Annotated in this window: 31 protein-coding genes; 5 read left to right on the plus strand and 26 right to left on the minus strand. The window is 49.0% G+C overall.

From position 1 onward, the window contains the following. Positions 1–42: 42 nt before the first annotated feature. The 4 genes from EDM56_RS04215 to EDM56_RS04230 all read right to left on the minus strand — a co-directional run bounded on the left by EDM56_RS04215 (position 43) and on the right by EDM56_RS04230 (position 6,176). Positions 43–2,976, minus strand: coding sequence for an ATP-binding protein (locus EDM56_RS04215; protein WP_122916628.1), 2,934 nt, complete (start codon positions 2,974–2,976; stop codon positions 43–45). Positions 2,977–3,183: 207 nt separating this feature from the next. Beyond that, positions 3,184–3,549: a response regulator gene (locus EDM56_RS04220; RefSeq protein WP_122916629.1), complete on the minus strand. Its 366-nt coding sequence runs from the start codon at positions 3,547–3,549 to the stop codon at positions 3,184–3,186. A gap of 33 nt (positions 3,550–3,582) precedes the next feature. Continuing rightward, positions 3,583–5,559: an alpha/beta fold hydrolase gene (locus EDM56_RS04225; RefSeq protein ID WP_122916630.1), complete on the minus strand. Its 1,977-nt coding sequence runs from the start codon at positions 5,557–5,559 to the stop codon at positions 3,583–3,585. A 62-nt stretch (positions 5,560–5,621) separates the two neighbouring features. Continuing rightward, complete coding sequence (locus EDM56_RS04230; protein ID WP_246009252.1) at positions 5,622–6,176, minus strand: TetR/AcrR family transcriptional regulator; 555 nt, start codon at positions 6,174–6,176, stop codon at positions 5,622–5,624. A gap of 200 nt (positions 6,177–6,376) precedes the next feature. Between EDM56_RS04230 and EDM56_RS31365 the strand changes: the two genes are divergently transcribed. Continuing rightward, complete coding sequence (locus tag EDM56_RS31365; protein WP_183192285.1) at positions 6,377–6,520, plus strand: hypothetical protein; 144 nt, start codon at positions 6,377–6,379, stop codon at positions 6,518–6,520. 14 nt (positions 6,521–6,534) lie between these two features. On the opposite strand, the gene EDM56_RS04240 is transcribed toward EDM56_RS31365, so the two are convergent. The 3 genes from EDM56_RS04240 to EDM56_RS04250 all read right to left on the minus strand — a co-directional run bounded on the left by EDM56_RS04240 (position 6,535) and on the right by EDM56_RS04250 (position 10,116). After that, positions 6,535–7,893 carry a serine hydrolase gene (locus tag EDM56_RS04240; RefSeq protein WP_122916632.1) on the minus strand — a complete coding sequence of 453 codons (1,359 nt, stop codon included), beginning with the start codon at positions 7,891–7,893 and terminating at the stop codon, positions 6,535–6,537. A 106-nt stretch (positions 7,894–7,999) separates the two neighbouring features. Further along, on the minus strand, positions 8,000–8,476 hold the full coding sequence (locus tag EDM56_RS04245; RefSeq protein WP_183192286.1) for a MarR family winged helix-turn-helix transcriptional regulator: 477 nt from the start codon (positions 8,474–8,476) through the stop codon (positions 8,000–8,002). A gap of 140 nt (positions 8,477–8,616) precedes the next feature. Next, a complete protein-coding gene (locus EDM56_RS04250; RefSeq protein ID WP_122916633.1) occupies positions 8,617–10,116 on the minus strand; it encodes an IMP dehydrogenase in 1,500 nt (499 codons plus the stop codon). Between the two features lie 189 nt (positions 10,117–10,305). Here EDM56_RS04250 and sleB point away from each other — a divergent pair, with 189 nt between their 5' ends. Then, the gene (sleB, locus tag EDM56_RS04255) at positions 10,306–10,950 is read left to right on the plus strand and encodes a spore cortex-lytic enzyme (RefSeq protein WP_122916634.1); all 645 of its coding nucleotides are present in this window, start codon (positions 10,306–10,308) and stop codon (positions 10,948–10,950) included. An 86-nt stretch (positions 10,951–11,036) separates the two neighbouring features. Here sleB and EDM56_RS04260 read toward each other — a convergent pair whose 3' ends face one another. Together EDM56_RS04260 and EDM56_RS04265 are read right to left on the minus strand one after the other, a co-directional pair. Further along, entirely contained in the window at positions 11,037–11,708 is a 672-nt protein-coding gene (locus EDM56_RS04260; protein WP_122916635.1) for a class F sortase, read from the minus strand. 95 nt (positions 11,709–11,803) lie between these two features. After that, positions 11,804–12,046, minus strand: a complete 243-nt coding sequence (locus tag EDM56_RS04265) for a hypothetical protein (protein ID WP_122916636.1) — start codon at positions 12,044–12,046, stop codon at positions 11,804–11,806. Positions 12,047–12,247: 201 nt separating this feature from the next. On the opposite strand from EDM56_RS04265, the gene EDM56_RS04270 reads away from it, so the two are divergent. Together EDM56_RS04270 and EDM56_RS04275 are read left to right on the plus strand one after the other, a co-directional pair. Continuing rightward, positions 12,248–13,417 carry an MFS transporter gene (locus tag EDM56_RS04270; protein WP_122916637.1) on the plus strand — a complete coding sequence of 390 codons (1,170 nt, stop codon included), beginning with the start codon at positions 12,248–12,250 and terminating at the stop codon, positions 13,415–13,417. Positions 13,418–13,455: 38 nt separating this feature from the next. Next, positions 13,456–13,671, plus strand: coding sequence for a hypothetical protein (locus tag EDM56_RS04275; protein ID WP_122916638.1), 216 nt, complete (start codon positions 13,456–13,458; stop codon positions 13,669–13,671). A 66-nt stretch (positions 13,672–13,737) separates the two neighbouring features. Here EDM56_RS04275 and EDM56_RS04280 read toward each other — a convergent pair whose 3' ends face one another. Continuing rightward, complete coding sequence (locus EDM56_RS04280; RefSeq protein WP_122916639.1) at positions 13,738–14,232, minus strand: hypothetical protein; 495 nt, start codon at positions 14,230–14,232, stop codon at positions 13,738–13,740. Positions 14,233–14,334: 102 nt separating this feature from the next. Continuing rightward, on the minus strand, positions 14,335–15,180 hold the full coding sequence (locus EDM56_RS04285; RefSeq protein WP_122916640.1) for a MerR family transcriptional regulator: 846 nt from the start codon (positions 15,178–15,180) through the stop codon (positions 14,335–14,337). 197 nt (positions 15,181–15,377) lie between these two features. Between EDM56_RS04285 and EDM56_RS04290 the strand changes: the two genes are divergently transcribed. Further along, complete coding sequence (locus EDM56_RS04290; protein WP_122916641.1) at positions 15,378–16,280, plus strand: LysR family transcriptional regulator; 903 nt, start codon at positions 15,378–15,380, stop codon at positions 16,278–16,280. A gap of 42 nt (positions 16,281–16,322) precedes the next feature. On the opposite strand, the gene EDM56_RS04295 is transcribed toward EDM56_RS04290, so the two are convergent. The 15 genes from EDM56_RS04295 to EDM56_RS04365 form a co-directional block, all read right to left on the minus strand. Beyond that, entirely contained in the window at positions 16,323–17,420 is a 1,098-nt protein-coding gene (locus EDM56_RS04295; RefSeq protein ID WP_122916642.1) for a GerAB/ArcD/ProY family transporter, read from the minus strand. A gap of 168 nt (positions 17,421–17,588) precedes the next feature. Next, positions 17,589–18,203 (minus strand): glycoside hydrolase family 73 protein, encoded by a 615-nt coding sequence (locus EDM56_RS04300; protein ID WP_122916643.1) that lies wholly within the window; start codon positions 18,201–18,203, stop codon positions 17,589–17,591. Next, a complete protein-coding gene (locus EDM56_RS04305; protein ID WP_122916644.1) occupies positions 18,200–18,490 on the minus strand; it encodes a phage holin family protein in 291 nt (96 codons plus the stop codon). The genes EDM56_RS04300 and EDM56_RS04305 overlap by 4 nt, the downstream gene beginning before the upstream one ends. Further along, positions 18,487–18,837 carry a hypothetical protein gene (locus EDM56_RS04310; protein ID WP_122916645.1) on the minus strand — a complete coding sequence of 117 codons (351 nt, stop codon included), beginning with the start codon at positions 18,835–18,837 and terminating at the stop codon, positions 18,487–18,489. Before EDM56_RS04310 ends, EDM56_RS04305 begins: the two co-directional genes overlap by 4 nt. A gap of 224 nt (positions 18,838–19,061) precedes the next feature. Beyond that, the gene (locus tag EDM56_RS04315) at positions 19,062–19,253 is read right to left on the minus strand and encodes a hypothetical protein (RefSeq protein ID WP_122916646.1); all 192 of its coding nucleotides are present in this window, start codon (positions 19,251–19,253) and stop codon (positions 19,062–19,064) included. After that, positions 19,253–21,154, minus strand: coding sequence for an autotransporter outer membrane beta-barrel domain-containing protein (locus EDM56_RS04320; protein WP_122916647.1), 1,902 nt, complete (start codon positions 21,152–21,154; stop codon positions 19,253–19,255). The genes EDM56_RS04315 and EDM56_RS04320 overlap by 1 nt, the downstream gene beginning before the upstream one ends. Positions 21,155–21,168: 14 nt before the next feature. Beyond that, the gene (locus EDM56_RS04325; protein ID WP_122916648.1) at positions 21,169–21,717 is read right to left on the minus strand and encodes a hypothetical protein; all 549 of its coding nucleotides are present in this window, start codon (positions 21,715–21,717) and stop codon (positions 21,169–21,171) included. Next, complete coding sequence (locus tag EDM56_RS04330) at positions 21,714–22,025, minus strand: hypothetical protein (RefSeq protein WP_122916649.1); 312 nt, start codon at positions 22,023–22,025, stop codon at positions 21,714–21,716. The genes EDM56_RS04325 and EDM56_RS04330 overlap by 4 nt, the downstream gene beginning before the upstream one ends. Before the next feature lie 15 nt (positions 22,026–22,040). Further along, the gene (locus EDM56_RS04335; protein ID WP_122916650.1) at positions 22,041–23,222 is read right to left on the minus strand and encodes a polysaccharide deacetylase family protein; all 1,182 of its coding nucleotides are present in this window, start codon (positions 23,220–23,222) and stop codon (positions 22,041–22,043) included. A gap of 5 nt (positions 23,223–23,227) precedes the next feature. Then, entirely contained in the window at positions 23,228–23,587 is a 360-nt protein-coding gene (locus EDM56_RS04340) for a hypothetical protein (protein ID WP_122916651.1), read from the minus strand. Between the two features lie 2 nt (positions 23,588–23,589). Then, the gene (locus EDM56_RS04345) at positions 23,590–24,210 is read right to left on the minus strand and encodes a hypothetical protein (protein ID WP_122916652.1); all 621 of its coding nucleotides are present in this window, start codon (positions 24,208–24,210) and stop codon (positions 23,590–23,592) included. After that, positions 24,207–25,022, minus strand: a complete 816-nt coding sequence (locus EDM56_RS04350) for a baseplate J/gp47 family protein (protein ID WP_122916653.1) — start codon at positions 25,020–25,022, stop codon at positions 24,207–24,209. Before EDM56_RS04350 ends, EDM56_RS04345 begins: the two co-directional genes overlap by 4 nt. Further along, positions 25,010–25,444, minus strand: coding sequence for a DUF2634 domain-containing protein (locus EDM56_RS04355; RefSeq protein WP_122916654.1), 435 nt, complete (start codon positions 25,442–25,444; stop codon positions 25,010–25,012). The genes EDM56_RS04350 and EDM56_RS04355 overlap by 13 nt, the downstream gene beginning before the upstream one ends. Further along, a complete protein-coding gene (locus EDM56_RS04360; RefSeq protein ID WP_122916655.1) occupies positions 25,445–25,696 on the minus strand; it encodes a DUF2577 family protein in 252 nt (83 codons plus the stop codon). Positions 25,697–25,698: 2 nt separating this feature from the next. Continuing rightward, positions 25,699–26,649, minus strand: a complete 951-nt coding sequence (locus EDM56_RS04365; protein WP_122916656.1) for an XkdQ/YqbQ family protein — start codon at positions 26,647–26,649, stop codon at positions 25,699–25,701. Between the last annotated feature and the right edge of the window lies 1 nt (position 26,650).

Below are 26,650 nucleotides of genomic sequence, written 5' to 3' on the forward strand. Positions count from 1 at the left end.
CTCTCATTATATGCGAACGATATACGAACATGCAAATCCACTTTATTTTTCCTGATCGTCTTCCTTCTCTTCGGATAATGCATCTGATTTGGTATCCGGATCAGGCACATAGATTTGGCCGGCGCGCTCACGCTTTGCGATGGTCACATTCAGCACTTCCGTCAACATTTTCGGATGGTATGGCTTGACTAGGTAGCCTTTTGCCCCCAGCTCCCAGGCCTTGTTCTTTTCTTCGAATGCGCTGGAAATCAGGATGGGAATGCGGCTTGCTTCCTGGTTCTCCTTCATTTCCGAGATGACCTGCCATCCGTCCATTCCAGCACCAAGCATCAGATCGAGCACCACTGCATCCGGTTGAAGCTTCGCAATTTGCTGAACGGCTTCGCGCCCGTTCGCAAAATGGAAGACCGTAAAATCACTGCTCTCCAGCTCTGTCCGCAACAGCTCCGCCAAATTGACATCGTCTTCCACCAATACAATCTGGCCACCTGTAGAAATTTTTTGCGGGTGTACAGCCACCGCCGCTTCCTCCTGTCCCAAACGTTGTTCATCTGGCGCAAGGGGCAGCTGGACGGTAAATGTGCTACCTCGACCGAACTCGGTGGAGACATCGATTGTCCCTTGATGGAAGCCAAGAATTTCTTTCACGATGGCCAGTCCCAAGCCGGTTCCGCCGATTTCCCGACGGTCCGAGTTATCGACCCGATAAAATTTGGTGAACAGATGTGGCAGCGATTCCTCCGGTATCCCCAATCCTTGGTCACTCACATCCAATTTGACGAATCCGTTTTCTTCCTCGCACGTGATTTCAACTGGTCCACCCGCTGGCGAATACTTGACAGCATTGCTAAGCAGGTTCGTAATGACTTGACGGATTTTGTCCGCATCACCTGTGATCGGTATGAGAGGCTGTTTCGGCTCGAACACGAACCGGTGCAGGCGCGTGTTCACTCGCTGTAGCTCAATCGCTTCTTTTACAATCTCGATCAGGTTTAGCGGTGTCATGTTGTAGTTTTGCTTACCAGATTCCATACGCTGCAAATCCAAGAAATCGTTGATCAAATTGGTCAGGCGGGTCGCTTCCTGATGGATGGTTTGCATATATTTCCGCTGCCGTTCAGGTGACAGCTGCTTATGCAGCAACAGCTCGGCAAAGCCCAGCACGCTCGCAAGCGGCGTCCGCAGTTCATGGCTGACCGTGCTCACGAACTCCGATTTCATCTGATCAATCTCATACTCTCTGGTAATATCGCGATGAACGAGCAGCGTTCCCAGTTTGTCCGTTCCACGGTAAAGCGGGACGTCGTACATCTGGATGTATCGTTTCTGCTCCAGGTTCACTTCATAAACAAACGTTTTGGCAGAACGAGCTTTCCCTATAACTGCATCGGTAATGAATGCGAGCATTTTTTCAGGCTCGCTTACGTATTTCTGTAGATAAGGGAACAGCAATTCATGCGGGGTATGTACCTGTCCGCCGGGTTGGGACTGCCCTAAAATTTCGAACATCTTTCGGTTGACTTGAATGGTGACGCCGGAAGGATTGAGCAGCTGGACACCTTCCTGGATTGTATCGAGTATGTCTTGCGTGAGCTGCCGCTGTTTTTCCGTTTCTTCATACATATCCAGCTTCTCAAGCGACAAAGAGATTTGTTTCGCTAAACCGGTGATTTCTTTCATTTCCGGTTCTGTAGCCGACTTACCCAGACGCGTGAGAACCATGCAGGCAATCAGCTCATTTTTGGCCGACAAAACAGGCAAGAACAGATCATGGCCGTATGCTTCCTCTACATGATAGCCCCGTTCTCCTGCGGTCTGCTTTCGCTTGAGTTGATACGGGAGAAGGGTTTCCCTGATCCGTATCAACATTCCGGACTCGAGCTGGTCGAGAAACTGCCTGATCCCTTCAGGCGCAATACCGAATCCGGCGTGATCACGCGATTGGTTCAAAAGCACGATGATTCCTTTGTCCGCAGCCGTCACTTCCACCATATTGTGGATGATGCTGGTCAAGAGCTCCTGCTTGTTCAACGTGTTGGCAAGCGACATGATCAGCCGATTCCGCTTTTCCAAATACCGCTCACTGGCTTCCGTTTTGGCGAGCGCCTCCTGCAATTCCTCCTGCTGCATTTGCAGTTCGTCCTGCTGTGCTTGCAGCTCCTCATTTTGCATCAGCAGCTCTTCTTCTTTCGTCTGGATTTGGACCATCATCGAATGGAACGAACGGGACAAATGGCCGATTTCGTCCGATCGATCCATTTCAGGCATCATCACATGTTCACCACGTGCAATTTTGTCAGTCGCACTTGAAAGTTGTGTAAGCGGTGTACCCACATCCCTCGCCACCCGGAACGTCACCCAAACGGCAGCCAAGAGGATGCCCAAAAAGTAGATCAAAAACAGGAATCCCTGCCCTGAAATCACGTTGGACAGCTCCTCGCTCTCTTTTTTCAGTTCGAGTTCGCTGTTTTTCTTGAATTCATTGGCATAGGCGACCAGTTCGTTCACCGTCTGATTGACCCCGGATGAGGACAGCTTTCGAAGCGAATCATAGTCATCCCGCTCCACCATTCCGACTGCCTTTGGCAACGTAACAGCAAAGTACTCATCAAAAAAGTGCCGAATCGACTTCGTGAGCTCTATTTCTTCAGGACTGAGCTTCAGCTTAGAAAATGCGGCAAGCGACTGTTCCAGCTCTTTTTTCTCTTGAAAAATTTCTGCATATTCCTGCTTGTTTTTAAACGAATAATAGCCACGCACGCGGAAAAACAATTGGTTGGTATGATATGAAATTTCCGAAACAAGCTCCTGCTTGCGCTTTAGCTCGTTTTCGATCTTCCGGTACTGTTCTAGCGTCGTGTAATTCAGCCAAAGGGCTGCCAGCGCACCGGCAATAATCAGCGTCAAGACCGACAGCATCAAAACAACGAAGCGGCGGCTAATGCTTTGCTTTACATAGTTTATCGCTTTTACCATCCATCATTCTCCCACTCTATCAGCACAAAATCTTGTCATTCTCATCCATTCTTTCCGACTCTGCACGATCTGTCAACGAATTTTGGGCAAGAAAAAAACCGACCACAAACATTGTGATCGGAAGAGTGTACGTGAATGTACTGATCTTAACAATAACGACTAATATATGCATTAGTAGATGATACCCATTATTGCCGAAAAAAACTTTTAACAGCGCGTCGCTATTTTTTGAATGGACAGCTCCAGACGGTCGCGTTGCAGCGGTTTTACTACGTAATCGATCGCGCCCACGGAAATGGCCCGGACGATCAAATCTTTTTGCCCTCTTGCAGTGCAAATGATCACCTTGGCCTGCTGATCGATCTCCATGATTTTTTCTAATGCCGCCAAACCATCCATGCCGGGCATCGAAATATCCATTGTGATGAGGTCCGGGCGGTACATGCGGTACAGCATGATGGCTTCCTCTCCGCTTTTGGCCTCCGTCACCACCGTGAAACCCAATGATTCGATGATGGTGCGTAGAATGGATCTTGTGAATCCGGCATCGTCCACGATCATAACCGTTTTCAAGACAATTCCTCGCTTCCCGCTTATCCGGGGTGGTCAGATGATCTTGTTGTCAGGATAAGCTATTGACTGTCGTTTCCCTTCTTTCCATCGTACAGGATGTGACTGAACATTTTCTGAACAACCGACAAAGCCGTTAGCATGGTCACATAGGAGAGCTGCCGTCTCTTCCGGATGAGCGAGCGGGAATTGGTGACCATGCGGAACCATGATAGTTGCAAGCTCGGCATATTCAGCCGGCAACGTGTAAGCTTTATCATGGATACCCCACACGATGGTCGCTCGGCTGCCAAGAAGATCGACCATCGCCAATGGGGATGCACGATGGAACAACAGCTGCATTGCGTGGGCATTGGCATAGGCGATGCGCTGGGAACGCAGACTGTCTGTAACTTGTTTCACATAGGTTGGCAAGTGCTCGCTGGTAGACGTGAATGCACCAGCGTCGATCATCCGCTTCGCCCATGCGTGTGGACGAAGACTGCGCAGCATCAATCGGAGCAGCTTCGGTGTGGCGCTCGCCCACCTCAGGAGTCTATCATGCGGCGCCTCAAAAGCTGGTTGGAGCAACATGAGCTGATCTAGTTTGTCGCCCAGCCGTGGCGCGACTTTTCCAGCAAGATACGCCCCCCACGAATGCCCGACCAAGCGGATAGGTCCCTCATCAGGCAAAGCAGCTAGCGACTCAGCGAGTGCGATTACGATCATTTCCACAGACTCGCTGCCGTTTTCAGTATCCAGCGATGGCGAGCGCCCGAATCCGGGCAAATCGATCAGCCAGACTGGATTACCCGTCTTTTCATGAAGCCGAATAGCCAGTGGCAGCAACGCTTCTGCATGGCTAAACAAGCCGTGCACCAAGACCCACGGTTGTCCGGTTCCTTTTTTATAGAAGGCAGACAGATTCGCCAGGCGCCGTCGCTCGAACTGCTCCAACCCTTCACCTGGTTGGCTTGTCAATCGGTAATCTAAATCTGCGATCACAAACGGAAGAACATCTTCAACAGATAACATTCGCTCATTTTCGCCACCGTTCAACGTGAGAAGCTGTTTCGCGCTTTCATTGGGAAATTCTCGCTCAGTGATGAAGGCCATCGATTCCGTCGGGATTCCGGTCATTCGCGCCAATCCCCAGCCCATTGCCTTTTGCATCCAATCGAGCGGAATAGCGAGCTTCGGCACTGGAATCCGCATTTGACGAGCCATGAAAGCGAGCAATTGCGTCATCGACATGCTCGTCGCTTTGTCGCCTAGCAAGGTGTACGTGCCGCTGATCGATTTCGCTTGGCGAACAACCGCCACGACGGCGTGCGCGACATCATCATTGGTGACAAGCGGCAGCCAATGATTAGCCCCTCCCGGGATAACCGGCATCAGCCCGCGGTTCATCGCATCCACCAAAATCCCCAGTCCACCTACCTGTTCCGTTTCGCCAGTCGGGCGGGCTCCAATGACGGTTGACGGATTCATCACGGCCAGCGGGTAGCCGTGTGTTTTTGCCTGTTGTCGAATATACAAGTCAGCCAAAAACTTCATCCGCTCATAGGCTCCTTCCCCTTGTAAAAACGAATCCATGGAAAACACGTCGGCTTCCATATCAACGTTCTCGTCCCCAAAAGGACTCATATACCCGACGACATGCACAAACTGCCGCAAGCCGCGCGTTTGGTGGATCGCACGAGCAAGGTCGGCCAAATGAACCGCCCCGTCGAGAAACGTTTTTCGTGCCAGCTCTGACCCTAGCGTAATGTCCATCGTCCCGCCGGCATGGATGATGACGTCAGCCGTCAGCGCCTTTTCATAGGCGGCGTCATCCAATCCCAGTCGCTCTTTTTGCAAATCGCCAACCAGAAAATCGATCCGCCCGCTTTTCTCCATCCCAAGCTGTTTGAACAATCGTTCTGCTTTTTCCCTCGAGCGGCATAATACGAAAATCTCTTCTTCACCATTCTGAAGTTGTTTGAGAATCTCCTTGCCAATCACACCCGTTCCACCTGTCACGAAAAGCTTCATCTTATTCCCTCCACGAAATAGTACTGAACAGTTCTAGTTTGTGCTGTAAAAAAACTGCTTCCTCAGCCCTGAAGCAGTTGATAAAAATGTGTTGCCGTCTCCTGAATCATTTCTGGATTCTGTGTTGTTTCCGCCAATACGAGTGCTCCCTCGAGCGCTGCTATGAACAGAGCAGCAGCAGAAGCGGCCGATACATCCGGGCGAAATTCTCCGCGGGCGACTCCTTGCTCGAACAAGCGCGTTAAGACAGGCGGTAGCTCTGCAAAAAAACGAGTGATTCGTTGTTTGACTTGACCGGCATCTCGTGGGCTTTGCACATACAGGGAGACAAATGGACATCCGCCCTGACAGTCACGCGCGTTTATCGCCGTGGTGAGCATGTCAATAAACGCCTTCATCCGCTCTTTCACGGTTTTTTCATGCTGGGCGACCAGCTCGGCAATGGCTGTCTCATACATGTCGACCCAATACTCGACAACTGCCAGCAGCAAATCCTCCTTTCCTTGAAAGTGGTAATAAATATTGGACTTGGATACGCGGCTGATCTGCATCACCTCGTCCATGCTGGTTTGCGCATAGCCTTCTCGCAAAAATAGATCGGCAGCTGTTTCAATCACCTTGGAACGATTGGACCTTCTGGAAGTTTTTGTTTTCACATTCACATTTAGAACTATACAGTACTACTTATTAACCGTCAAGATTTGTCTGGATTTATACGTATGGTTTGGGGCAAGCCAGGCGTACACTACGTGATGGAGGGTGATTGGCCATGCTGAATGATTATCGTTTTACCGCATCATGGAGAGAGGCTTCGGCCATGGTAAAAAAATTGAAGAAACGCAAAGTTCCCTATTCCTTGACTCAATCGGCGGGACAGCGAAGAGTGGAATTCGTCTTTTCCAATGTGAGCGAACCGCAGTATTTTTATTTGTTTCTGCTGTTTGAAGACAAGCTTAGTTAAAGCCGATACGCTCCTTACTCCCGTCTTGCTGACGTTAGATTCCCGTCCTCGCTGATGATAATGCTCTCAGCGCGGTTTTTTCCGTTGGAAACAAACTCCACTTCACTCGGATCCCAGCGAACGAAAAAGCGAGTGTCCGATAACGGATACAGTTCGACGCGTACTTTTCCTACGGCTTGCAAATAGAGACGCCCCTCCTCGGTCGTCACCGTCATCGTCGTTTGGTCCTCATTGTCCAACACATATTTACCCAAATAAGCAGAGTAAATGGAAGGGTCGATGTTGGCCGGTTTTTTTTTCGGTGGTGCAGTTGGGAGTTCGCTCGGCATATCGAACAAAATGTTTTCCGCTGCTAAATTGAAGGCCTGTTTAAATTCTGCATTTTGCTCGACGTTGCAGAGAATAATCAATGTCTTTTTCTGATCGTGATAATGATTCAAAAGGGTCGAGTACCCAGGCCAGCCTCCTGTATGGCTGATGATTCGGCCTTTTTCCTCGTTCTCTTCCAAAAGCCAGCCGAAGCCGTAATCAAACGTCTCACCGTTGTTCAAGCGGACGGGCGCAAACATTTCCTCCAACGTTTCACCGTTCACAAGCTGATCTGTGTACAGCGCCTGATCGAGTTTCAACAGGTCGGACAATGTGGAATTGACCGTACCGTCCCCTTGAATTCCGTCCAGGTAGACCACAAAATCCGTGTCGGCAACGAAATCGGGAAGCTCATAGCGATCGGAATAGAGGTCATAGACGTAGCCATATGCGTAATTTTCGATCTGTTCCTTCTCGTAACGGCGGTTATACACCTGTGTATGGTGCATGCCGAGCGGTTCGAATAGTTCTTCTTTTAGGTAGGACGCAAAGCTTTTGCCAGCTATTTTTTCGATGAGGATCGCGAGCAGCACGTAGCCTGTATTGCTGTAGAGCCATCTTTCATTGGGCTCAAAATCGACAGGGGGCTGATGCGCGAGCAGCATATCCAGCACATCTTGATTCGTCGCGATTTTGGCCCGATCCCAATGACTGGAAAACAGCTCCATATAATCAGGCAGACCTGATGTGTGGTTCAGCAAATTGCGGATCGTGATGCCTTTGTACGGGAAGTCTGGGAGCCATCTGCCAATTAGCTCATCGTAGCTGGCCTTGCCTTGCTCCACCAGTTTGACCATCCCAAGTGCGGTAATCGGTTTGGAAACGGAGGCCAGCTCGAACACGCTATCTAACGCAAGCTTGCGCCCAGTTGCGATATCCGCGTCGCCATACGCCGCTTGAAAGATGACATTTCCGTTTTCCGCCGCGAGGACAACGCCATTGAAAAGCTGCTTTTCTGCCAATGTACCGAATAAATGGGCAAACCGCTCTTGCTTCGTTTTCAAGCCAATCTCTCCCTTTTCGCTATGTTTTTATCGGAAACTAAATATTTTAGATAACTTAACAATTAGGCATGCGAGGGAAACTGTTTACCCCCCGTGGTGGAAATGCTTACTCGCCACCGGCTTCCTTATCGCGGCCCAACTCGCGCTCGACGATCCCTTTCAGCTTGAGGACAATGTTTTTCATCGTGACCACCTCTTCCACATCCAACTGCGAATAGAAGCGTTCGACAACGTTGCGGTCCACCATTTCTTCTTTAATGAAATATTGAATGCCCAACTCATCGAGCCTAACGAGGATTTCCCGGCGGTTTTGGAGATTGATCTCCCGCCGCACATACCCCGCTTTTTCCAGCTTGCTGATAATTTGACTGACTGCGCTTGCGGACACCTTCATTTTCTCGGCGATTTCGCTGACGGTCAGCTGCGTATGTTTGTGGACCAGTTCGAGCAGGATTGTCTGTTTTGCCGTAATTTCCGTGTCCAGGGCGTCTTGGTACTCCTGCAAAATCATCACATTCATCGCGTAATTCGCTTCATTCATCTCTTTGACGATCGCATGGAGGTCGATATGGTCTGCTTTCATGTAAATACGTTCGCACCCTTCATTGTTAAGCTATCTAATGCAATTATAGAATGTTTCTCTTCAAGAAAGCAAGCCGAAAACCAGCCGATAATCAGCTGGTTTTCGTAAGGCATAGCGTACCGTTTTTTTCGTAGCGTGGATCAATCCGCTCCCAAGCTGCTCTCCTTCAGCATGACATCGTGTGCCCCACCCTCAACCAGGCTTGTGGCAGAAACCAAGGAAATCCGCGCGGTGCGCTGCAGCTCCTCAATCGTTTTGGCGCCGCAGTTGCACATCGTCGATTTGATCTTGCTGATCGTCTTCTCGACGTTTTCCCGCAGGCTGCCTGCATACGGGACGTACGAATCGACACCTTCTTCAAAAACAAGCGATTGCTTGCCGCCTAAATCATAGCGCTGCCAGTTGCGCGCGCGGTTTGAGCCTTCCGCCCAATATTCTTTTACATAGCTGTTGCCGATCTTAAGTTTTTTCGTGGGGCTTTCGTCAAAACGGGCGAAATACCGGCCCATCATCACGAAATTGGCACCCATCGCGAGAGCCAGCGTGATGTGGTAGTCGTGGACAATCCCCCCATCCGAGCAGATCGGAATGTAGATGCCAGTCTTTTCATAATATTCGTCGCGCGCCTGCGCCACTTCGATCAAAGCGGTCGCTTGTCCACGTCCGATCCCTTTTTGCTCGCGCGTGATGCAGATAGAGCCGCCGCCGATACCTACCTTGACGAAATCGGCACCCGACTCGACGAGATACAGGAAACCTTCCCGATCGACCACATTGCCCGCCCCGATTTTTAGGTCGGTATGCTCCTTCACATACTGGATCGCCTCGCGCTGCCATTCGCTGTACCCGTCCGATGAGTCGAGAACGACGATATCAACGCCCGCTTCAGCCAAAGCAGGCACACGCTCCTTGTAATCTTTCGTATTGATACCGGCTCCGACAATATAGCTTTTTTTGTCATCCAAGAGCTCAAGCGGATTTTCCTTGTTGCGGTCATAGTCTTTGCGGAAAACGAGATAGACGAGATTTTGCTCGTCATCGATGATTGGCAGGCAATTGAGCTTGTGTTCCCAGATGAGGTCGTTTGCTTCCGGCAAGGTGATGCCGACTTTTCCATAAATTAGGGAGGAGAAAGGAGTCATGAACGAGTGAATTGGTTTGTCAGGTAGATCGCGGGAGATGCGGTAGTCTCGGCTCGTCACGATGCCGAGCAATTTTCCGGTTGGGGAGCCATCGTGCGTGATGGCGACTGTGGAGTGTCCATTCGCTTCTTTGCTGGCAAGAACGTCAGCAAGCGTATGATCGGGGGTAAGGTTGGAGCGGCTCGTGACAAAACCCGCTTTATAAGCCTTCACTTTGCGTACCATCGCCGCCTGATCTGCAACGGATTGCGAACCAAATAAAAACGATATACCGCCTGTTTGCGCGAGTGCGACCGCCAAATGATTGTCGGAAACCGCCTGCATGACAGCAGAGGCAAATGGAATGTTCAGCTCGATTGCCGAGCGTTCCCCTTTGGCGAACTTGACAATTGGCGTCCGCATATTCACGTTTGCGGGAATGCAGTCTTTCGTGGTCAAATTCGGCAGCAACAAATACTCGCTAAATGTACGTGAAGGTTCCTGATAATAGAATGCCACTCTCTTCCTACCCCTTTTCATGGAAATTTTTTTAAAGCCCATTCTATTCCATTTGGGTAAAGGAAGTCAATTCAAAATATTATTGCGGTTCATTTTGCTCGTTACTTTCTTCCACTCCTCCCAACTATTTTCCATTGCATCTTTTTTTTGACTCTCTACAATAGGGAAAGAAGAAGGAGGAGGTCAACCATGAAAAGATTCCACAAGTGGGCACTTTCCTTCCTGGTATTGTGCTCCACGACGCTTGCCGCACATTCACCCGTGGAAGCAGCAACCGTGCTGCAAGTGGGCAGCCAAACTGGGGATGTGTGGGATTTGCAATATCGCCTCCAGTCCATCGGTTATGACGTCGGCAAACTGGACGGCATTTACGGAAGCCAAACGAGACAAGCGGTCATCCGCTTTCAAGAAGATTATGGCCTGAACGTTGACGGAATTGCTGGCAGCACGACGATTGGGATTTTGAAAAAATACTCCGTCAATGCAACCGAAATGGATTTGCTTGCACGCCTCGTATACAGCGAAGCGCGCGGAGAATCGTATACCGGGCAAGTCGCAGTCGCAGCCGTCGTAATGAACCGTCTGCAGTCGTCCGAATTCCCGAAAACGATTCGAGATGTAATTTTCCAGGCTGGCGCATTTACTGCGACAGATGACGGACAATTTTGGCTGACGCCTGATTCTACCGCTTATCTGGCTGCACAAGACGCGGTCCGCGGTTGGGACCCATCTGGCAATGCGCTCTATTACTTTAACCCGATTACCGCCACATCCAAGTGGATTTGGACCCGCCCGCAAATCAAGCAGATCGGTCATCACATTTTTACAAAATAACCTAAGTATCTACGATCACAAACCAGCCCATTTGCAGGCTGGTTTGTTCGTTTTCACAGATCGTTGTGATCGCGTTCCATCTGATATCATTTAGTCTTACGCACACCCTTGTGTGGCATTTCCATGGGTTCGGGGTCCGCAAGTTCGGTGAATACAACCAGTCTTCTTGCATGTTCCTGCGTTTTTTTGTTGAAACGTCCTGAACATGTAATCAAGTTCAAATGCGGCTTGTTGGCCTGCCCAAAGATTTTTTCCAGAGGGGCATCCGCCGTATTGTACGAGACGACGTCTTTTACGACAAAATTGATTCGTTTCCCTTTTTCATTGGAGACGATCACTTTGGCGCCTGGCTTCAAATCGCGCAAACGATAAAAAATCGCAGGTCCGGTATAGTGGTCAAAATGACCGGCGATGACTGCATTTCCTCTTTCGCCTGGCTTTGTCCATGGCGATAAAATGCCCACCTTATCAAATTCCTTTGGTACTCCCATGTTTCCCTTCGGTGTGACGCCGACCGCCTCCACACGCGCCTTCAATTTGATGGACGGGATCTCAAGCAGGTCAGGCATGATCGGATACGGCGGAATAGCAGGTTTGGTATATAGTTTGATGTGCGGAACCGAATAGAGCCTTGGTTCGACATGCTGATTGAGCGATAATTGCTGCTCGCGGACTGGTGCGGGTTCCGGTTTGGTTGCTGCGCAGCCGCAGCAAATGAGAAGTATGAGTACGACATGAGCAAGCGGTCGATTGATCATTCGTTTATCCCCTTATTCTTACACGTTAGAAGCTTTTTGGCGGAGCCGCGGTAGGTATTAAAAAAAGAGAAGGATTTCTCCTTCTCTCCTCCACCTTAGTTGCTAGCGCCACCCATACCGGTTTTTGGCATGCCCGGAGTCGCTTTGGTATGGAATTTGTGACCTGCTTTTGTCGCTTTTGTATGCATTTTGCCATGGTGAGCTTTCGTGTGCATTTTGTGATGGGCTTTCGTATGAGTAGTGCCTTTCTTAGCTCCATCGTGCTCAGTCTTGGCAAAAGCAGAAGCGGAAGAGAACACCAAGCAAAGTGCAGTCGCGATTGCAAAAGCTTTCTTCATGTTGTTGTCCACCATTCTTTCGTAGAGGATTTGTCAGACATTACTATCGTGCACATGAATGCCGCTCGTTACTAAAGTAAAAGAGAGGGAAGAGCACTAACTTTCAGGGAGAGAAGGAAACTACTGTCATTTCACCTCCATGACCCGGCAATCATGTTTCTCCTGCCTTGTACATAACATAGGGACGAGGGAGGGAAAGAAATGAGAGGGACTTATGTGTGGGTACTGCTTGCCATATTGTTTCTGGCTTCTTTTGACATGCATGCGCAATTGCCGCTGTTGGCTCCTTATGCACGAACATTGGGAGCAACCACGCTGGTCATCGGAATTTTGCTGGGCGCTTATTCGATGAGCAACCTGCTCGGTCATCTGATCGCAGGACCGCTGCTCGACCGATACAGCAAAAAGCTGTTCATCTGCGCCGGCCTATTTTTGGCAGGCTGGCTTCTGGTCGGCCAAGGAATGGTGGACACCCCGGACACGCTCCTGTGGCTTCGTCTGATTTTTGGCTTCACAATGGCATTTGTCACCCCGACTTGCCTTGCACTTCTCGGTCAGTTGGCGAGGACACCGGAGGAGCAGGGCGTCTACATGGTCAAAAAAGGAATGGCACTTACAGCTGCCTCCATCGTCGCACCGGCCATCGGCGGCTTGCTTGCGGCGAAATTCGGCTACGGCGATACTTTTTTTATTTTTGGCGGCGTGATGATGCTGGCGTCAATGGTCGGGATCTGGAGCCTTCCTACAAAAAAAGCACTGAATTCCATGAGCAAACCGCAGCCGGATAAAAAGGTTTCGGCTTTTCGTGTCATGATGACCACCCATACAATGTACCCCGCCTATATATGTGGCTTCGCCACCACCTTTGCCAGCGGAACGCTCATGTATGAGATTCCGCTGTTGCTGCAGGAAAAACATCTGGACCCGACAGTATCCGGCATTATGTTCAGCGTAATGGGGGTAGGCTCGCTCCTGATGCTGAGCCAGTTTTGGTTAAACCGCCTCTCCCCTGTCGTTCGCTGCTCCGTGTCGATGTTGGTGCTCGGCTTGACCATGTATAGCTTGGCGCTTTTTGGACCATCTAATCTTTATGCGCCCGTTTTTATCCTTGGCGCCTGCTTTGGAGTGCTTTACCCAGCGATGACTACGATGCTTGCGCAAAGCGCCCCGCCCTCCATTTACGGGACGGCATTCAGCCTGTATGCCGCTGCCCTGTCCGTCGGTTCCATTGCCGGCCCGATCGTCGCTGGAGCGATATCACAAGGCCACGCCACTTTCTTCATCAGCTTTTTGGTGGCCATGGTCGCAAGCCTTATTACCGGCTGGTTGTACACGATTACCCACGCCAGTCCCCGTTCGGTCACGCGATAACCAATTGTAGATTCCAGTGGGATTGGTGGGAAACCTTTTTGCCGAGCGGAGCGTATTTTCATATCGCCTTTCGCACAAGTGATGTAGATGCAGCCGTTGCAGCAGCGGTCAAGGCTGGAGCAGTGCTCACCGACGGTCCGCGCGATGTTGTCCTCGGCAATCAGCCGTCAACACCGGCACGCATCGCTTTTGTCAAAGGATTAAATGGGAAGACCATCGAGTTTTTCCAAAGCACGGGCGACAATCAGCTGTAAGGCAGAACATAAAAACAGGAATAGACCGGCAGGCACGTATGCCCACCGGTCTTTAGTGTGTGTGGATTACTCAGCGTAAATTTCCTTTACCAATACATAACCATCCCAGTCGCGAGAAATTTTCCACCCCTCGCTTTCCTTGACGAAATCGATCTGTCCGTTCGCTTCTATCACCTTGCTCGGTCGACCATCCGGATAAGTCAATTCCAGCTTCATCGTATAATCATAGGAACGCGTGCTGTCTGCCTCCGATTTGGGCTGCAATGCCAGCTCTTTCACTGTGATATTAGCTTTTTGGTGAATGGCGACCAACGTGGCGATGCCCATAACGCGGTTGTTTGTAATAGACCGATATTCCTTTTCAGTAAAGTAAGGTTTGATTCTCTCTTGTCTTTCGAGGATGGTCTGGATATCGTCTTTCACTTTTGTGTAATCGGCAATTTCGTATTCGACCTTTTTGGCTTTTTCGGCTAATGCCCGTACTTGCTCATCTGGAGTTGGCTCTCCGCATGCGGCCAAAACGGCAGCTGCGATGCTTATGGCGATCCCAAGACGCTTCATGATTATCCCCCCTCCCTTGTAACCATAACAAACGATTCCAAAGTCTGGAAGATGGGGTTATCTTTTCATAATATTCAGTCTGTTATACAAGGAGGAGGGTCTTTATCTCTCCTTTTTCACGGGAATTTGGATTTCGGTAACATGCTGGCTCGTATCCGCTGTCGTCAAGTAGCCTTCATGGTGCACTTCGCGAACGGGTCCAGCCAGTGTGTAATCATTTTGTTCCATCCATAGCTGCAGGGCGGTGTAGGCATTGGTCAAGGTGTCCGTATCCCCTTTGTGGATGACGCAGGCTAGTTCATTTACAGATTCCAGCTCGCGGCACGCAATTCGGTTCGTTTCTGGTATCGTCTCATGAACCGGAACGGCAACCTCGATATTCGGACCACATTCCTCATTGCTTGCATCGTAATAAATGGCAATCGGCGAGCTGATTTTAGCGCGATGGCTGCTCAAGTGAGAAATCAGTTCATTCCAAAGCAAACCCTGATTTGTGTAATCAGCTACATGCTCCCGAATCGACATGACCATCTTGGCTTCTTCCTTTTTGATCACGACATCATACTGTAACATGTGTACATCCTCCTCTTTTTGCAAGTGATGGATCAGGTGTGTGAGGCGATTCAGCTTCTCCTGCCGGGATGCAAGCTCAGCTTGAAGCTCCGCTTTTTTTTGCTGTAAGATAGTTACCATTGCTACTGCTGACGTGTCCTCACCGCTGATTTGCGCAATTTCTTGCAAGGAAAAATCGAACGCCTTAAACGCCATAATGCGATGCAAGCGAGGAATTTGGCTCGCCGCATAATACCGATAACCCGTTTGCTCGTCAATTTTCATCGGCGGCAAAAGCCCCAGCTCGTCATAATGATGCAGCGCTTTGATAGACACCTTGTTCAGCTTTGCGAAATCACCGATTTTGAACATGTTCATCACCTCGTTTTGAATCATAATGTCTCCGGTTAGGGAAGAGTCAACACTTCCTTCCCATTTTCCTCAATGGTCGTGACATTTGCAAAAAACCGTTCGCCCATCCCTTCTTGTCGCAATCGTTTGTATGGCCGAAGTATACGGGAATACTTTGTATTGGTAAAATGAATATATAGAACGTTTTTCATGCCATTTATCTATAGAAGGAGGATCGTCTCGTGGACATCCGTGAATTGCAGTACGTGATGGAGCTGGCACGCCTGCGCAGCTTCACCAAGGCGGCGGAAGCGCTGCACATCACGCAGCCGACATTGAGCAAAATGATTCGCAATCTGGAAGCAGAGCTCGGGCTCGTCTTGTTTTCGCGCATCGGCAAAAAAATCGAGTGCACAGACGCTGGCCGGGTTGTCGTCGCCCATGCCCTAACTATTCTTGACTCGTTTCAAAGCTTGACCCGCGAGCTCGACGACTTGACCACGTTCACCAAAGGAACGATCCGCATCGGTCTGCCGCCCATGGTCGGCGCCAGCTTTTTCCCCACCGTAATGAGCCAATTCCGCGCCAAATACCCCGGCCTGGACATCCACATGGTCGAGGAAGGCTCGAAAAAGCTGGAGGCGGAGATCGAGAGTGGGGGGCTGGACATGGCCGTTGTGCAGATGCCGGTGAATGACGAGCTGTTTGATTCGCATGTGTTAGTCAAGGAAAACCTGCGGCTCATCGTCCATCCCACTCACCCGCTTGCCCAACGAGACGAAGTGACGCTTGCCGAGCTCGCGGATGAATCGTTTGTTTTTTTCAGCAAAAGCTTTACCCTGCATGATCGAATCATTGAGGAATGCAAACGGGTTGGCTTCACCCCGCATGTCCTTTACGAAAGCTCGCACTGGGATTTTATCCAGGAGATGGTCGCCGTCAATCTCGGCGTCGCGTTTTTGCCCGAGACCATCTGCCGTTCGCTGCAGCCGAATCGCGTTCAAAGCGTCACGCTGGTCAAACCCGCGATCCCGTGGCATTTGGCGATGATTTGGCGAAAGAATACGTATTTGTCGCTAGCGGCACGTGAATGGATTCGTTTTACGCAGTCGCTGTTTAACAATTTCGGCACAGGGACCAAATAAGTGTGTGGAACGCTGGTCGCAAGCGTTACCTTCCGCTTTTCATCACTCCGACATGTCGATTTTCTTGATTCCTCTCTTTCTAATCGCGTGTACGGCTAATAAAATCAAAGGGAACAGAATCATGAAATATCCACCGTATTGCGTCCAATCACGATAAATGGTTGTTTCCATTTTTCCTAAAGGGAGTACGAGGATGATCGAAAATGACACAACAGCACAGATGTAAAGATGTGCTCCTCTTTTCTTAGAGAAAACAAAATCAACTCCTAGTTTTGACATCCACAAATACCCTGCTGTCGTCGATAAAATCAAAAACACCCATAGTGCAACTCCCAAATTTTCAACCCGTTCAATAAATGAGAGTTTCACTGATTTAAACAAACTTAAAACAGGATAGATGACATTCGCCAATTGCCATTCTGAAAAATACATGATGCTGACAAAGGTTACGATTTCATAGGAGAGAATGACCATCCATATTCCGATTGAGGCATGTTTGAGTGCTTTTTTTTGATTGACGATATAAGGGAAATAGATCAGCAGCAATTCATAGCCGAACATACTAAAATAAGAATCATTTACTGCTTTTTGAATCTCGGCCGGCTTAGCTGTAAAGAGCGGGAACATATGTGAGGCTCCGCCTGCCGACATCGGCCATAGCAAAAAATAAAGCATCCAAAAGGTAAAGAAGAATGCCAAGATGCAAAAACGAGCGATTAACTTTATTCCGCCACCGGCAATATAGAGCATAACCCCATATAGACAGAAAAGCGGGAAAAACGGGGCGATATCTGGGAGCGTAATCGCTCCAACAAGCCTAAGATAACTTTGGGAAGTCGCGGAGACCGTGAGAATGCCGTAAAGAATAAAGATGATGGTGACGAATTTCCCCAGCCAACGACCCAATAATATTTCATTGATTTGGAACAGATTATGACGGGGATATTGCAGGCCAAGCCAGTACATCGGAAAAAGCGTAATCTGCGCCAAGATCCCGAGTATGAACAGTACCCACCATTCGTTGTACCCTGTTGGACTTAACGTATGTGGCAACCTGAGAAGCCCCTCGCCTGTAATGACATTCTGGACGAGAAAGATCACATGGTAGCTCTGTAGTTTTGGAAAATTCCCTTTGTCCATCGGATGTTCTCCTTATTAACCGGAGAGATAGTCGTATCTACTCACAAATCCTTATATAGTTGTCCCCATTCATTTCCAAGATTATGTCAAACGTAACGTTTTCACGGTTATTGGACATACAAAAACCCTCCCTGGATTTCATTTCTCCAGAGAGGGCATCGTCAAGGCTTATTTGCGAATTCCCACCGCATTGCGCAGCGCGTCTGCCGCATAGTGTGCGGCAGCCTGTACGGCTTTGTTTCCGACGGCGTCTGTCCAAATCTCGCCGAGGCGATCGATTACTGCTTCTGCTGCGGCCTTGTCCACTTTCTCCTCAGGCACAACCACATCAAATCTCGCCAAGTCATACTGCTCGATCAGGCTGATCAGCTTGCGCGGGTAGGCTGGATCGGTAGCATAGCCGCCTTTCCAGATCTCCTGGCAAGCAGTTTTGTAGTCCGCCCCCAACACCCCGTGGTATCGTGTCGGCTTGTCCTTTGTGCCGTTAAGAATCAACGCCGAATGGTCGGCAATGGATTCGTCCCAGCTACAATATGCGCGGAAGGTGGCTGTCGTAGCTACGGCCTGTTTGCCAAGGTATTCGGTCGTCGGCATTGAGACGCTGCCTGCCATCCCCGTTCCTTTAATGCCAAAAAGGTTGTTCGCTTTTTTGGTCAGCCCGCTTTCGCCCCAGGCGCTTTCCAGAATGGCTTGGGCGATGGTGAGTGAGGCCGGGATGCGGGTTTTGCGCATGTCTGAGATGGCTGTTGGGGCGATTTTGGTGATGAAGGATTGGGGGGTCATCGGGCGTCCTCCTTTCGTTTGTCGGTTGTTTGCTTCCACAGCTGGTGTGATAATGTCGCGATGCCCGCTGCGAGAATACCCTGTACAACGTTTCGTGCACTGACTGTGCCGAGCAACCAGCAGGCGAGTAAGGTCCCGATGATCATGAGAGTCCAGGGGATCATCCAGTCCGCTACTTTAGGCGTTTTCTTCATAACATAGCCGATTACTAGCAGCGCTACAACGATGATAATGGCTTTTTCCGCCATGTATTGCTTGGCTAAAACTAATAGGTCTGTTTCGTTCAATGTGTTCCTCCGCCTTTCACAAAGCTCCATACGATTGCAACAAGCGAAAGGGCAACGCCAACAAGCCATTTCTTGTCGTCTTTGCCCCTGTCTTTGTCTGTTTCGATGCGCTTTTCGATTTCTTTTTTGATGTCTTCTGCTTTTTTGGTCAGGTCAGTTAGTTCTTTTGTTAGCTCGTCGAGGCGTTTATGTGCAGCTTTGGTACTTTGCATAGCTTCGAATGCTATTTTTTCGGTGGCGTCCAGTTTGACGGCCATGTTGTTGAGTTGTTTGATTTCGGTTTCGATTTTGCCGATTGCGACGAGTATGGCAGTGATGCCTTTTTGTAGGTCTTTGATTTCGTCCAAGGGGGTTGCCTCCGATCACATCCTTATTTAGGGGATACGCACTGCTTGAAATTTTATCGCCTGTGGTCGCGGAGTAAAAAGAAAGAGGAGCCGTGTTTGAAGCTCCTCGATATTGTTCAATTATCTTTGTGGCACATTCGTTACAGAGAGCTTATACAGCAGCAGCTCCCTCCAAAATAAAAAAGGCTCACATGTGATTTTCTTAAGGAGCGTCACATAGAGCCTTACTTGGATGTTTTTTTATTTTTCGTGATGGCCTGATCTTTATTTTGATAATCCAAAGCAAACTCGATTTCCCCTGAATTTTTCGCGGACAAAGTACTCGCTTGATTTCGCCACCCCTGCTCCTCTTCCCCAGCAGGTGTGAGTACGAATTCACCCATTGATCCGTCCGCATTCCGCTTCCGATATTTCATTACTTAATCGCCCCCACTAAGTATACCGCACTTTGGCTAGATGTTGCCGTCGTACTCGTTAGTGTTAATCTCATTACAACATCATTTGCTGCAGTCACGGCGGTTCCAATAAACTGATCCTCATCAATTATGGCGGAAATTGCGGCGCTTGATTTTGACATTTGCAGGTAATTTTCTGGTTGACCACTACCAACGATCGATAGATCACCACTCACGACCAAGTCCCCCTTCTCCCGTTGGAGCCATGCAATTATCTCTCTTGTCGTTCCATTGGGTGGAGCAACCTTATAGCGAGCATGAGACACCCGTAAAGGGGTTTTCGTAGTGGTTCGATTTAAGGTTATTGTTTTGGTTGACTTTGCTCCATATTGATCTGTTGCAGTAACAAGTATTGTATTCGTACCTTCTTGCATACTTGTCACGCCTACAATAAACGACCATACCCCATTGGAAACGGGAAGATTCTGAGGAGTACCATTATTGAGCTTCCAAGTCATGCTGAATGAGTTGCCATCGGGGTCAGCAGCAGAACCTGAAAAAGTTAATGTCCCGGATTCAATCAATCCCGTTTGATTGGTGGTTTGATTAACATTTATGACTGGTGCTCGATTTAATGTAACAGTGAAAGTCCGGTTGAGAACCGGCGATACCCCTCCATTATTATCCTCTGACCAAACGTATAAGACATGTGTGGCGGTTTCCGACAATTGGCCCGAAACATCACTCGTGCCATCGTATAATCTTCCATTTTCAAAGGACAATTGCTTGCTAAACGTTATCGGTGTGGTACCGTCAGTCGTATCACTGGTAATCGCCTTTGAAGTTCCGTCATTTATTCGATACTTGATCGTGACTGTATCTCCACTATCAAGGTCTAACGTGTTTCCCGTAATCGAAAGTAGGCCGCCTTCGGCTAGGGTTGCTCCATTGACCGGAGTAGTTACCGTTACTGTTTGGCCCGAATTGTCCTCATACGTTATCGTTACATTATAGGAATAATAGTACGTCGTTGAGTAGGATGGAGTGGTACTGGATAACGTCCCAGAATACGATTTCTGCCATACCCTTGTATCAACTCCTGGGGTACCCGGTTTTGTTAACGTTCCTGTATACGTCTGCGAGTAAACCCGGGTGTCTGGCTTACTAACCGTTCCCGAGTAGGTGATCGATACGGTTGCGTATGCGTTCCATGCACCAACATCTTTGTCCCAGGAGTAGTTCGGATTACAACTGGTTTGCGTATAACCTCCCTTTGTTAAGGTACCAGAATAAGTCCCATCGTTATATGAGATGGTTTTTGGGACATTTGTTCCGTTATACGCCAAGCCTGCAGCATTTTGGCAACCTCCTCCGACGCTACTACTCGACATTGTTGTAGTCTTTGTTGTAGTCCCAGCCTCTGACCCTGATGCAACGACAATGCCATTTCCATAGAGCCAACCACTATATGCACCATCAACAACCCAAATTTTGTCGATCAAATCGTTTTTGTTTGCTGAGGTTTTGGTTTGGGGCGATCCAGGCTTTGTTTGTTCAGTGGTGCCAGGTGTATAAGAGCCGCTCACTACAGTTGCAGTTCCTCCCGTCAAGGTTCCTGTATATCCAGAGTAGCCCGCTTCTGCTGCAGTCAATGATGATTGTAACAACGATGGGTCCCCGCCAGCTGAGGTAGTTCGTGTCGCTGTGCCTATGATGGTCGGCGAATAGCTGCTGGTTTCGGTTCTGGTGGCTGTCCCGTTAGAGACATTGACTGTTACACTACTACCGCTAACGGTATGAGTAACAGTACCAGTATTAACAGTTACGGAACGAATCGTTTTGAGCTTATCAATTGAAATCGTTTTGCTTTGGCTACGTAACGTTGATTCTGTGAATACGACATTTGTTGTTTTACTTGCCATTAGCGTTCACCTCCTTAGGAAACAGAAATTGTAACATCATAGGTTTTATACGATCCGCGTTTCATTTTCTTGTTGGTGGTATCGATCTCAACGGTTGAACGAGCAACGATTGCGCCGGCTGGATACGTCCCAGTCAATCCACTAGTCAATGTAATGGTTTTCCCGTTAATCGCATTAATAACGCGGTTTTCATAGGCTGTCAAAGATGCGATTGTAATTTCCTGTCCAACGATAAATCCTACCGTGTTTTCAACAGTGAGAACGGTAGAGGTGTGGCTAACGAGAGTTGTCCTCGTCATATCAAGCTTAAGATTTACATCCTTCATGCCGTCAAAGGTATCGACGAAAGTACCGTTATTACCCACAACCCGGTTATTGGCGTCAGAGTATGCCTGCAGACGCAAGATTTGACGCTGTAACTGGTCAAATTGAGAATGCATGACGAAGATGCCTTCCTCAATATTGTTCATTCTTGCTGCTGTTACTTTCGTCCCTTCCTGTAGAACTTCGCCTGTATCTGGGATAAAAAGCCGATCCTGCCAGTTTGTTTTTGCGTATGTCATTTGCTCACCGCCTCTACCTTCAGTTTGATTTCAAACATGAGTACGATGCCATATCCTTGCAAAGAGATGTTGGTCGGAGTACCAATCAAGGTTTCACCGTATGTGTTTACCAGTTTTGCACTCGTCATCGTTCCTTGGTGGTCCTCATTCGGCACATAGGCAAACTTTTGAATTGTTAAAAGGTCCTCAAATTTTGTAGATTGGATCGGGTACACTTTCTCATTCCCATCAATGGTCACGACCGCGTTCGCAATCAACTCACTCGTTTTATCTCTGAGATGCTCGAGAAACCGTTGTTCAATCATCATCAAATTTCCCCTCCCTTATATCCCGCTTTTATCCAGCCATGCTGAAAGAGTGGTAAATTCGATGAGATCCCGTTTCGTATAGGCGTAATCAATAATTGATTGAAAATTTGCTAGAGAATATTCGGTGCTGCTGCTTGGTGTTTCAATCAATTTGTGGAAGAACAAAATCAATGATCCCCCTAAACTGATTGCCTCATCGATGCGACTTTTGATTTCGCTTGGTGACGTGTCCTTTTGCGCCTCCACAGTTTTCAAGTTATACCTATCAACAGGAGGACAAGCAACGATTCCATCGATGGTGGTTCGACCAGCACGATACTTTTGCATGGCTTGAATGACTTGACCGTTTACTGCACCATAAGGATACGCCACGATATTGCATCCACGGGTAAATCCATTGCTGGTTAACCATCCGGTACATAATGCCAGCTCACTTGCGATTGTCGCCGGAGCAAGCGTCGTGAGGTCTAGATGATTATGCGTATGATTCACCAGATCCCATCCGTATTTATACATGTCCTGAAGCTGATTCAGCGTAACGTGACCAGGGTTGCCTACGACATTGGAAATGACCGCAATCGAGCCCACCATGCCTTTTTGCTGCATCCGTCTGAAAGCTTCACTGTACTGAGAAGACAGTCCGTCATCAAACATGATGACGAGCTGCGGTTTTTCTCTCTCATCACTGATAAGTGAATCAAATGTCACCGTTACGCTTTTTCCGGTTAATGTTCTCACCCTCATCTGAATAGTTACAATCGGTTGGTTGAACGTTCCCGAACCCACGACCTCAATTTTGCTGGCATCAATTAAAAACTCATTCCACCCTTGTGTGAAATACCATCTTCCATAGATTCCTTCGAGCAAATAGTTGTTGAATGCCGTGTCATTTGCAAAATAAATTTGTAAGGCATCGATGTTTTCAGGTTGATCGATATGGAGTCGCAGCTTTAACGTTTTTACGCCTGAAAGATCGGCATTAATCAAATTATTTTTGGCAGCTGTTACATTACCCGTTGAGGTGATCTTCAACTTCCCTGTCACAGAATCAAAAGCTACCTGATCCCCATATGATTTAATCCATTTTGACTGGTCTTCGAAGAGATCGATCAGTCTCCCAGGCTTTCTACCACGGATAAGCCCTAACATGTCATTCCGCATTTTTTTGTAGGCTGACAAATTTGCTTGTATGGTCATCTCGCTTACCCTCTCGCATAGGCCCTGAATGGGCTTGTTGTTTTGACCGTTACTTCCGAAAACGGTTCAAATTGTTCATCAAACAATTCACCGGCCTTCACTGTGAACAAAAACCCGTTGAGTCCAACGGTTAATTCCGAATTGCCATCGTTGATGATGACAAATTCATGCATCGCAGTCGAAAACGTATAGGTCGTATCCGTGTTCCCACTAAACGGTTCTTTAGCAGCCTTTCCCTTGATTTGTACAAAAGTCGCGCCATTTTTCCCATTCACAGGTTCGTAGCTATCATTGCCGATATTAAAATACTGTGGAATCGGCAAAGAGGCGGAATCCCGGACCAGATTTTTTGTTTGAAAGGACACTTTTACTCCCCCTTTGATGTTACAAAAATGAGTTGGTACGGTTGAAGAAATACAAATTTAGTAGAGCCTTCTCCCTGCTCCGGATAATCGTTTCCGCAAAAAAACGTGCCACAAGACAAATAGTCGACTTGTGACGTGCGAAATGTTGTTTGGACCTGAATCGGTTCAACACTCGTTCCAGCTACGGTACCTGCTCTCTTAACGTGTACGGGTCGAATTTTTTCAAAGCTTTCAAGAAAACTTGAGAGTCGAATCGGTTCCGAAGTAGTGAATGTGAATAAAATCTCTTTATTTCGATAATCCTCTTCGATCCCAAGAAGTTTACCTGCTTCTTGTGCCATCATCATTAGTGTCGTTTTCGTAAACTGTGCTTTAGCGAGAAGCTTTTTTTTGATATTGAGACGCCGTTGCTCAATAGTCCCGACTTGATTGTCTCCGAAAAAGAGCCAATCCCATACCCCAAATGAATACGTTGCATAAGGAAGCAACCATTGCTTCCCTAATTCAAGGATTTTTTCTTTTTGTCCCTGTGATTCACCGCCTGCTGCCTCAAAAAAATAAGCAGCTACTCGATTTTCGTACCAATAGGGAGGCATTCGTTCGCGATATCGTAACGGAATCATGTGTGCACCACCAATTCAAGTGTTGCAACTGCATTCGCTGGTTTGGTCAGATTGCCAGTTGATCCATTCAAGGTATATCCAGAATAATCTGTCACCCCATCCACTAAAATCAGCGCCCCGATCTGTTGATACATGATCGATGTGCGACCTTTCAAATAGTCTTGTACCCTTGTGCGAATGAGTTGAATAATTGCAGCTTGGTCGGCCCCAGCTTGGACAGAAATTTTCACGACTACCTTCACCACAAAAGGAAGCGCCGGAAACACCTGCAAATCATGAAGTGCAACCCGTTTTCCCTCCAGCTTCTCCCGCACCTGCTGCGCAAACGCCTCTGTCACCGGCTCACCATCCTGCCCCGTAATATACACATCGACCGACAAATCATGCCGCTCCTTCTCAATCGCAACCGCCCCGCCAACCCCAGCAATTTGCCGTGCCCACTGCTCATAATCACTTCGCCGTCCATTGCCTTCCTCTGTCCTTGCCCGCTCAATCAACCGGTTACGATACGCCTCCTCATCCTCGCCTTCCTTCTGATCCAGCCCGAGTAAATACCCATGCGCTTGTAAAAACTCCCCGTCAGCCCAAGGGAGAAAGCCCTGCAAAAACGCGTATTCCAGCAGTTGCTGCTGCTCGCTGATCTCCTCCGCCAACGGATAGAGTAGATCGTAAAATATCTCCCCTTCCTCGGTAGCGGGCGGCGTCTCGCCGCGCTCCTCGGCATGGGCTTTCATCCGGTTGGCGATGCGCTGGTAAATCTGGTCCGGCATTTCGCGCAAGATCGGCATCTGCGGCTTTGCTAACGTTGCCATATGTCCACCTCCACTTTTGTTTTCCCGCGCGCCCCCTCGATTTGCACAGTAAACACGACTTTGTCTCCCACAAACGCAATGTCCACGACCTCTGACTGCTCAATCTCCACGTGCGCTTCCAGCGCTTCCTCCGCCTGCCGCTTGATGACGGGAAGAGAGATCTGAGAACGCATTTTCCCGATATCCGCCAAAAAATCCACCCCATAATTCGCCGAGTAGATGGCATATTGAAACCGTTTGGTCTGCAAGATTTTTTTCGCGACCTCTTCCACATATTCCGCATAGGTCGTCGTTTTTTGGTAGCGGCCGTCCGGTGTTTGCATGAGCTGTCGCGTCTTCCAGTCCATGCGGTACGTCCAGGGCATTGGCGTGATCTGGGAGGAAAGCAATTGGCGTTCATCTCCTGCTAGTTGCGGAAACATTTATCCTGTCACCTCCATCACGATGAGGTATTGGCCGTTGGTGCAACGCAGAAGAGCGAGGCAGGAACCGATGTCTTGCACGGTAAACATGCTGTTTTTGGCATAGACCAGCTCTTCCTCTTCCAACACCGCAGGGTCCTCATCCAGTTTGACACGCAAGGGCGCGACGGAGAGGAGGCGGCCGAACTCCACCTGGGTGTCGACCATTCCTTCCCGCGCGCCCTTGAAAATTTGCTGCAGCGCGTTGTACATCGCTATCCCCTCCATTCGAGCTGTACATTCATTGTGTACTGTCCACCTGTCCAGCTACTTTGACAGCTGGTCACGATCCAGTCGGTAATTTTTCCGTCCAGCTCTGCTATTTTGATGCGCCAGCCGGCACGCAGCTTCGCGGCGTTCGGGTCCTCATGGCGGACGGTAATGCTTCTGGTGCGCGGTACTTTCGCCAGCTCTGCTAGCTGTTTGGCTGCTAGCGACTCTACATTTTGCTCCTCGCCGGCATCCAGCACCTTTTGCATGCGTCCAAGCTTGGCCGTCATGGCGGTGTTTTCGCGCGTGACGATTTTCGTGACTTTTTCACCTTTGTACCGCTCCACCGTCACAACGGTATAAACCTCTTCCACGCTCTCACCCATACTGCTGGACTGCAACATGCTCGCCCGAAACAGCGGCACCAGAGAATTGCCGCCTTCCGGAAGAACTGCGAGCTTGTCACGCGCATGCTGGACGAAATAGCGGATGCCCGACTTGTCATACGCCTGCTCGGTAAGCGAGCTGTAGAGCGATGCGTACGATTGGGATGAAAGCCGATCCTTGCTGATAAACCCAAATGCCGGGCATGAAAACGGAATGCCGGTCTGCCGCACCAGACGTTCAAGCTCCTTGCCAGCATCTCCGTTCAGCTTCGGGCGAGAGAGGTCGTTCTTGCTTAAATACCAGCCGAGTTCATAGGCAGTCGCAGAAATGTCGCCAGTCTTGTCATCCCGTTCCCAACGAACGATGGGCCCGTGGAAAAATTGTTCGGCTTCCTTCGGCTCTGCTCCTGAAAAGAGCATGATAAACCCGGCGGCTTCAAGCGAAGGCGCATCCCGGACGCGCAACTCGCAGCTTTGTGCGAGTTGTCCACGGGAAGACGACCATGATGCTTCCACCACCTTGTTCGTGAGGTCGATACGGGTCGCGTCTTTGCCGTAAATGATTTTCATC

It is taken from the genome of Brevibacillus fluminis (assembly GCF_003710825.1).
Classification (GTDB): Bacteria; Bacillota; Bacilli; order Brevibacillales; family Brevibacillaceae; genus Brevibacillus_D; species Brevibacillus_D fluminis.

Bases quoted from the DNA above. Each gene is read 5' to 3' on its own strand.
- EDM56_RS04215 (WP_122916628.1), bottom strand. From the start codon at position 2,976: ATGGTAAAAGCGATAAACTATGTAAAGCAAAGCATTAGCCGCCGCTTC.
- EDM56_RS04225 (WP_122916630.1), bottom strand. From the start codon at position 5,559: ATGAAGCTTTTCGTGACAGGTGGAACGGGTGTGATTGGCAAGGAGATT.
- EDM56_RS31365 (WP_183192285.1), top strand. From the start codon at position 6,377: ATGGTAAAAAAATTGAAGAAACGCAAAGTTCCCTATTCCTTGACTCAA.
- EDM56_RS04245 (WP_183192286.1), bottom strand. From the start codon at position 8,476: ATGAAAGCAGACCATATCGACCTCCATGCGATCGTCAAAGAGATGAAT.
- sleB (WP_122916634.1), top strand. From the start codon at position 10,306: ATGAAAAGATTCCACAAGTGGGCACTTTCCTTCCTGGTATTGTGCTCC.
- EDM56_RS04260 (WP_122916635.1), bottom strand. From the start codon at position 11,708: ATGATCAATCGACCGCTTGCTCATGTCGTACTCATACTTCTCATTTGC.
- EDM56_RS04265 (WP_122916636.1), bottom strand. From the start codon at position 12,046: ATGAAGAAAGCTTTTGCAATCGCGACTGCACTTTGCTTGGTGTTCTCT.
- EDM56_RS04270 (WP_122916637.1), top strand. From the start codon at position 12,248: ATGAGAGGGACTTATGTGTGGGTACTGCTTGCCATATTGTTTCTGGCT.
- EDM56_RS04280 (WP_122916639.1), bottom strand. From the start codon at position 14,232: ATGAAGCGTCTTGGGATCGCCATAAGCATCGCAGCTGCCGTTTTGGCC.
- EDM56_RS04285 (WP_122916640.1), bottom strand. From the start codon at position 15,180: ATGATTCAAAACGAGGTGATGAACATGTTCAAAATCGGTGATTTCGCA.
- EDM56_RS04295 (WP_122916642.1), bottom strand. From the start codon at position 17,420: ATGGACAAAGGGAATTTTCCAAAACTACAGAGCTACCATGTGATCTTT.
- EDM56_RS04300 (WP_122916643.1), bottom strand. From the start codon at position 18,203: ATGACCCCCCAATCCTTCATCACCAAAATCGCCCCAACAGCCATCTCA.
- EDM56_RS04315 (WP_122916646.1), bottom strand. From the start codon at position 19,253: ATGAAATATCGGAAGCGGAATGCGGACGGATCAATGGGTGAATTCGTA.
- EDM56_RS04320 (WP_122916647.1), bottom strand. From the start codon at position 21,154: ATGGCAAGTAAAACAACAAATGTCGTATTCACAGAATCAACGTTACGT.
- EDM56_RS04325 (WP_122916648.1), bottom strand. From the start codon at position 21,717: ATGACATACGCAAAAACAAACTGGCAGGATCGGCTTTTTATCCCAGAT.
- EDM56_RS04330 (WP_122916649.1), bottom strand. From the start codon at position 22,025: ATGATGATTGAACAACGGTTTCTCGAGCATCTCAGAGATAAAACGAGT.
- EDM56_RS04335 (WP_122916650.1), bottom strand. From the start codon at position 23,222: ATGACCATACAAGCAAATTTGTCAGCCTACAAAAAAATGCGGAATGAC.
- EDM56_RS04345 (WP_122916652.1), bottom strand. From the start codon at position 24,210: ATGATTCCGTTACGATATCGCGAACGAATGCCTCCCTATTGGTACGAA.
- EDM56_RS04350 (WP_122916653.1), bottom strand. From the start codon at position 25,022: ATGGCAACGTTAGCAAAGCCGCAGATGCCGATCTTGCGCGAAATGCCG.
- EDM56_RS04355 (WP_122916654.1), bottom strand. From the start codon at position 25,444: ATGTTTCCGCAACTAGCAGGAGATGAACGCCAATTGCTTTCCTCCCAG.
- EDM56_RS04360 (WP_122916655.1), bottom strand. From the start codon at position 25,696: ATGTACAACGCGCTGCAGCAAATTTTCAAGGGCGCGCGGGAAGGAATG.
- EDM56_RS04365 (WP_122916656.1), bottom strand. From the start codon at position 26,649: ATGAAAATCATTTACGGCAAAGACGCGACCCGTATCGACCTCACGAAC.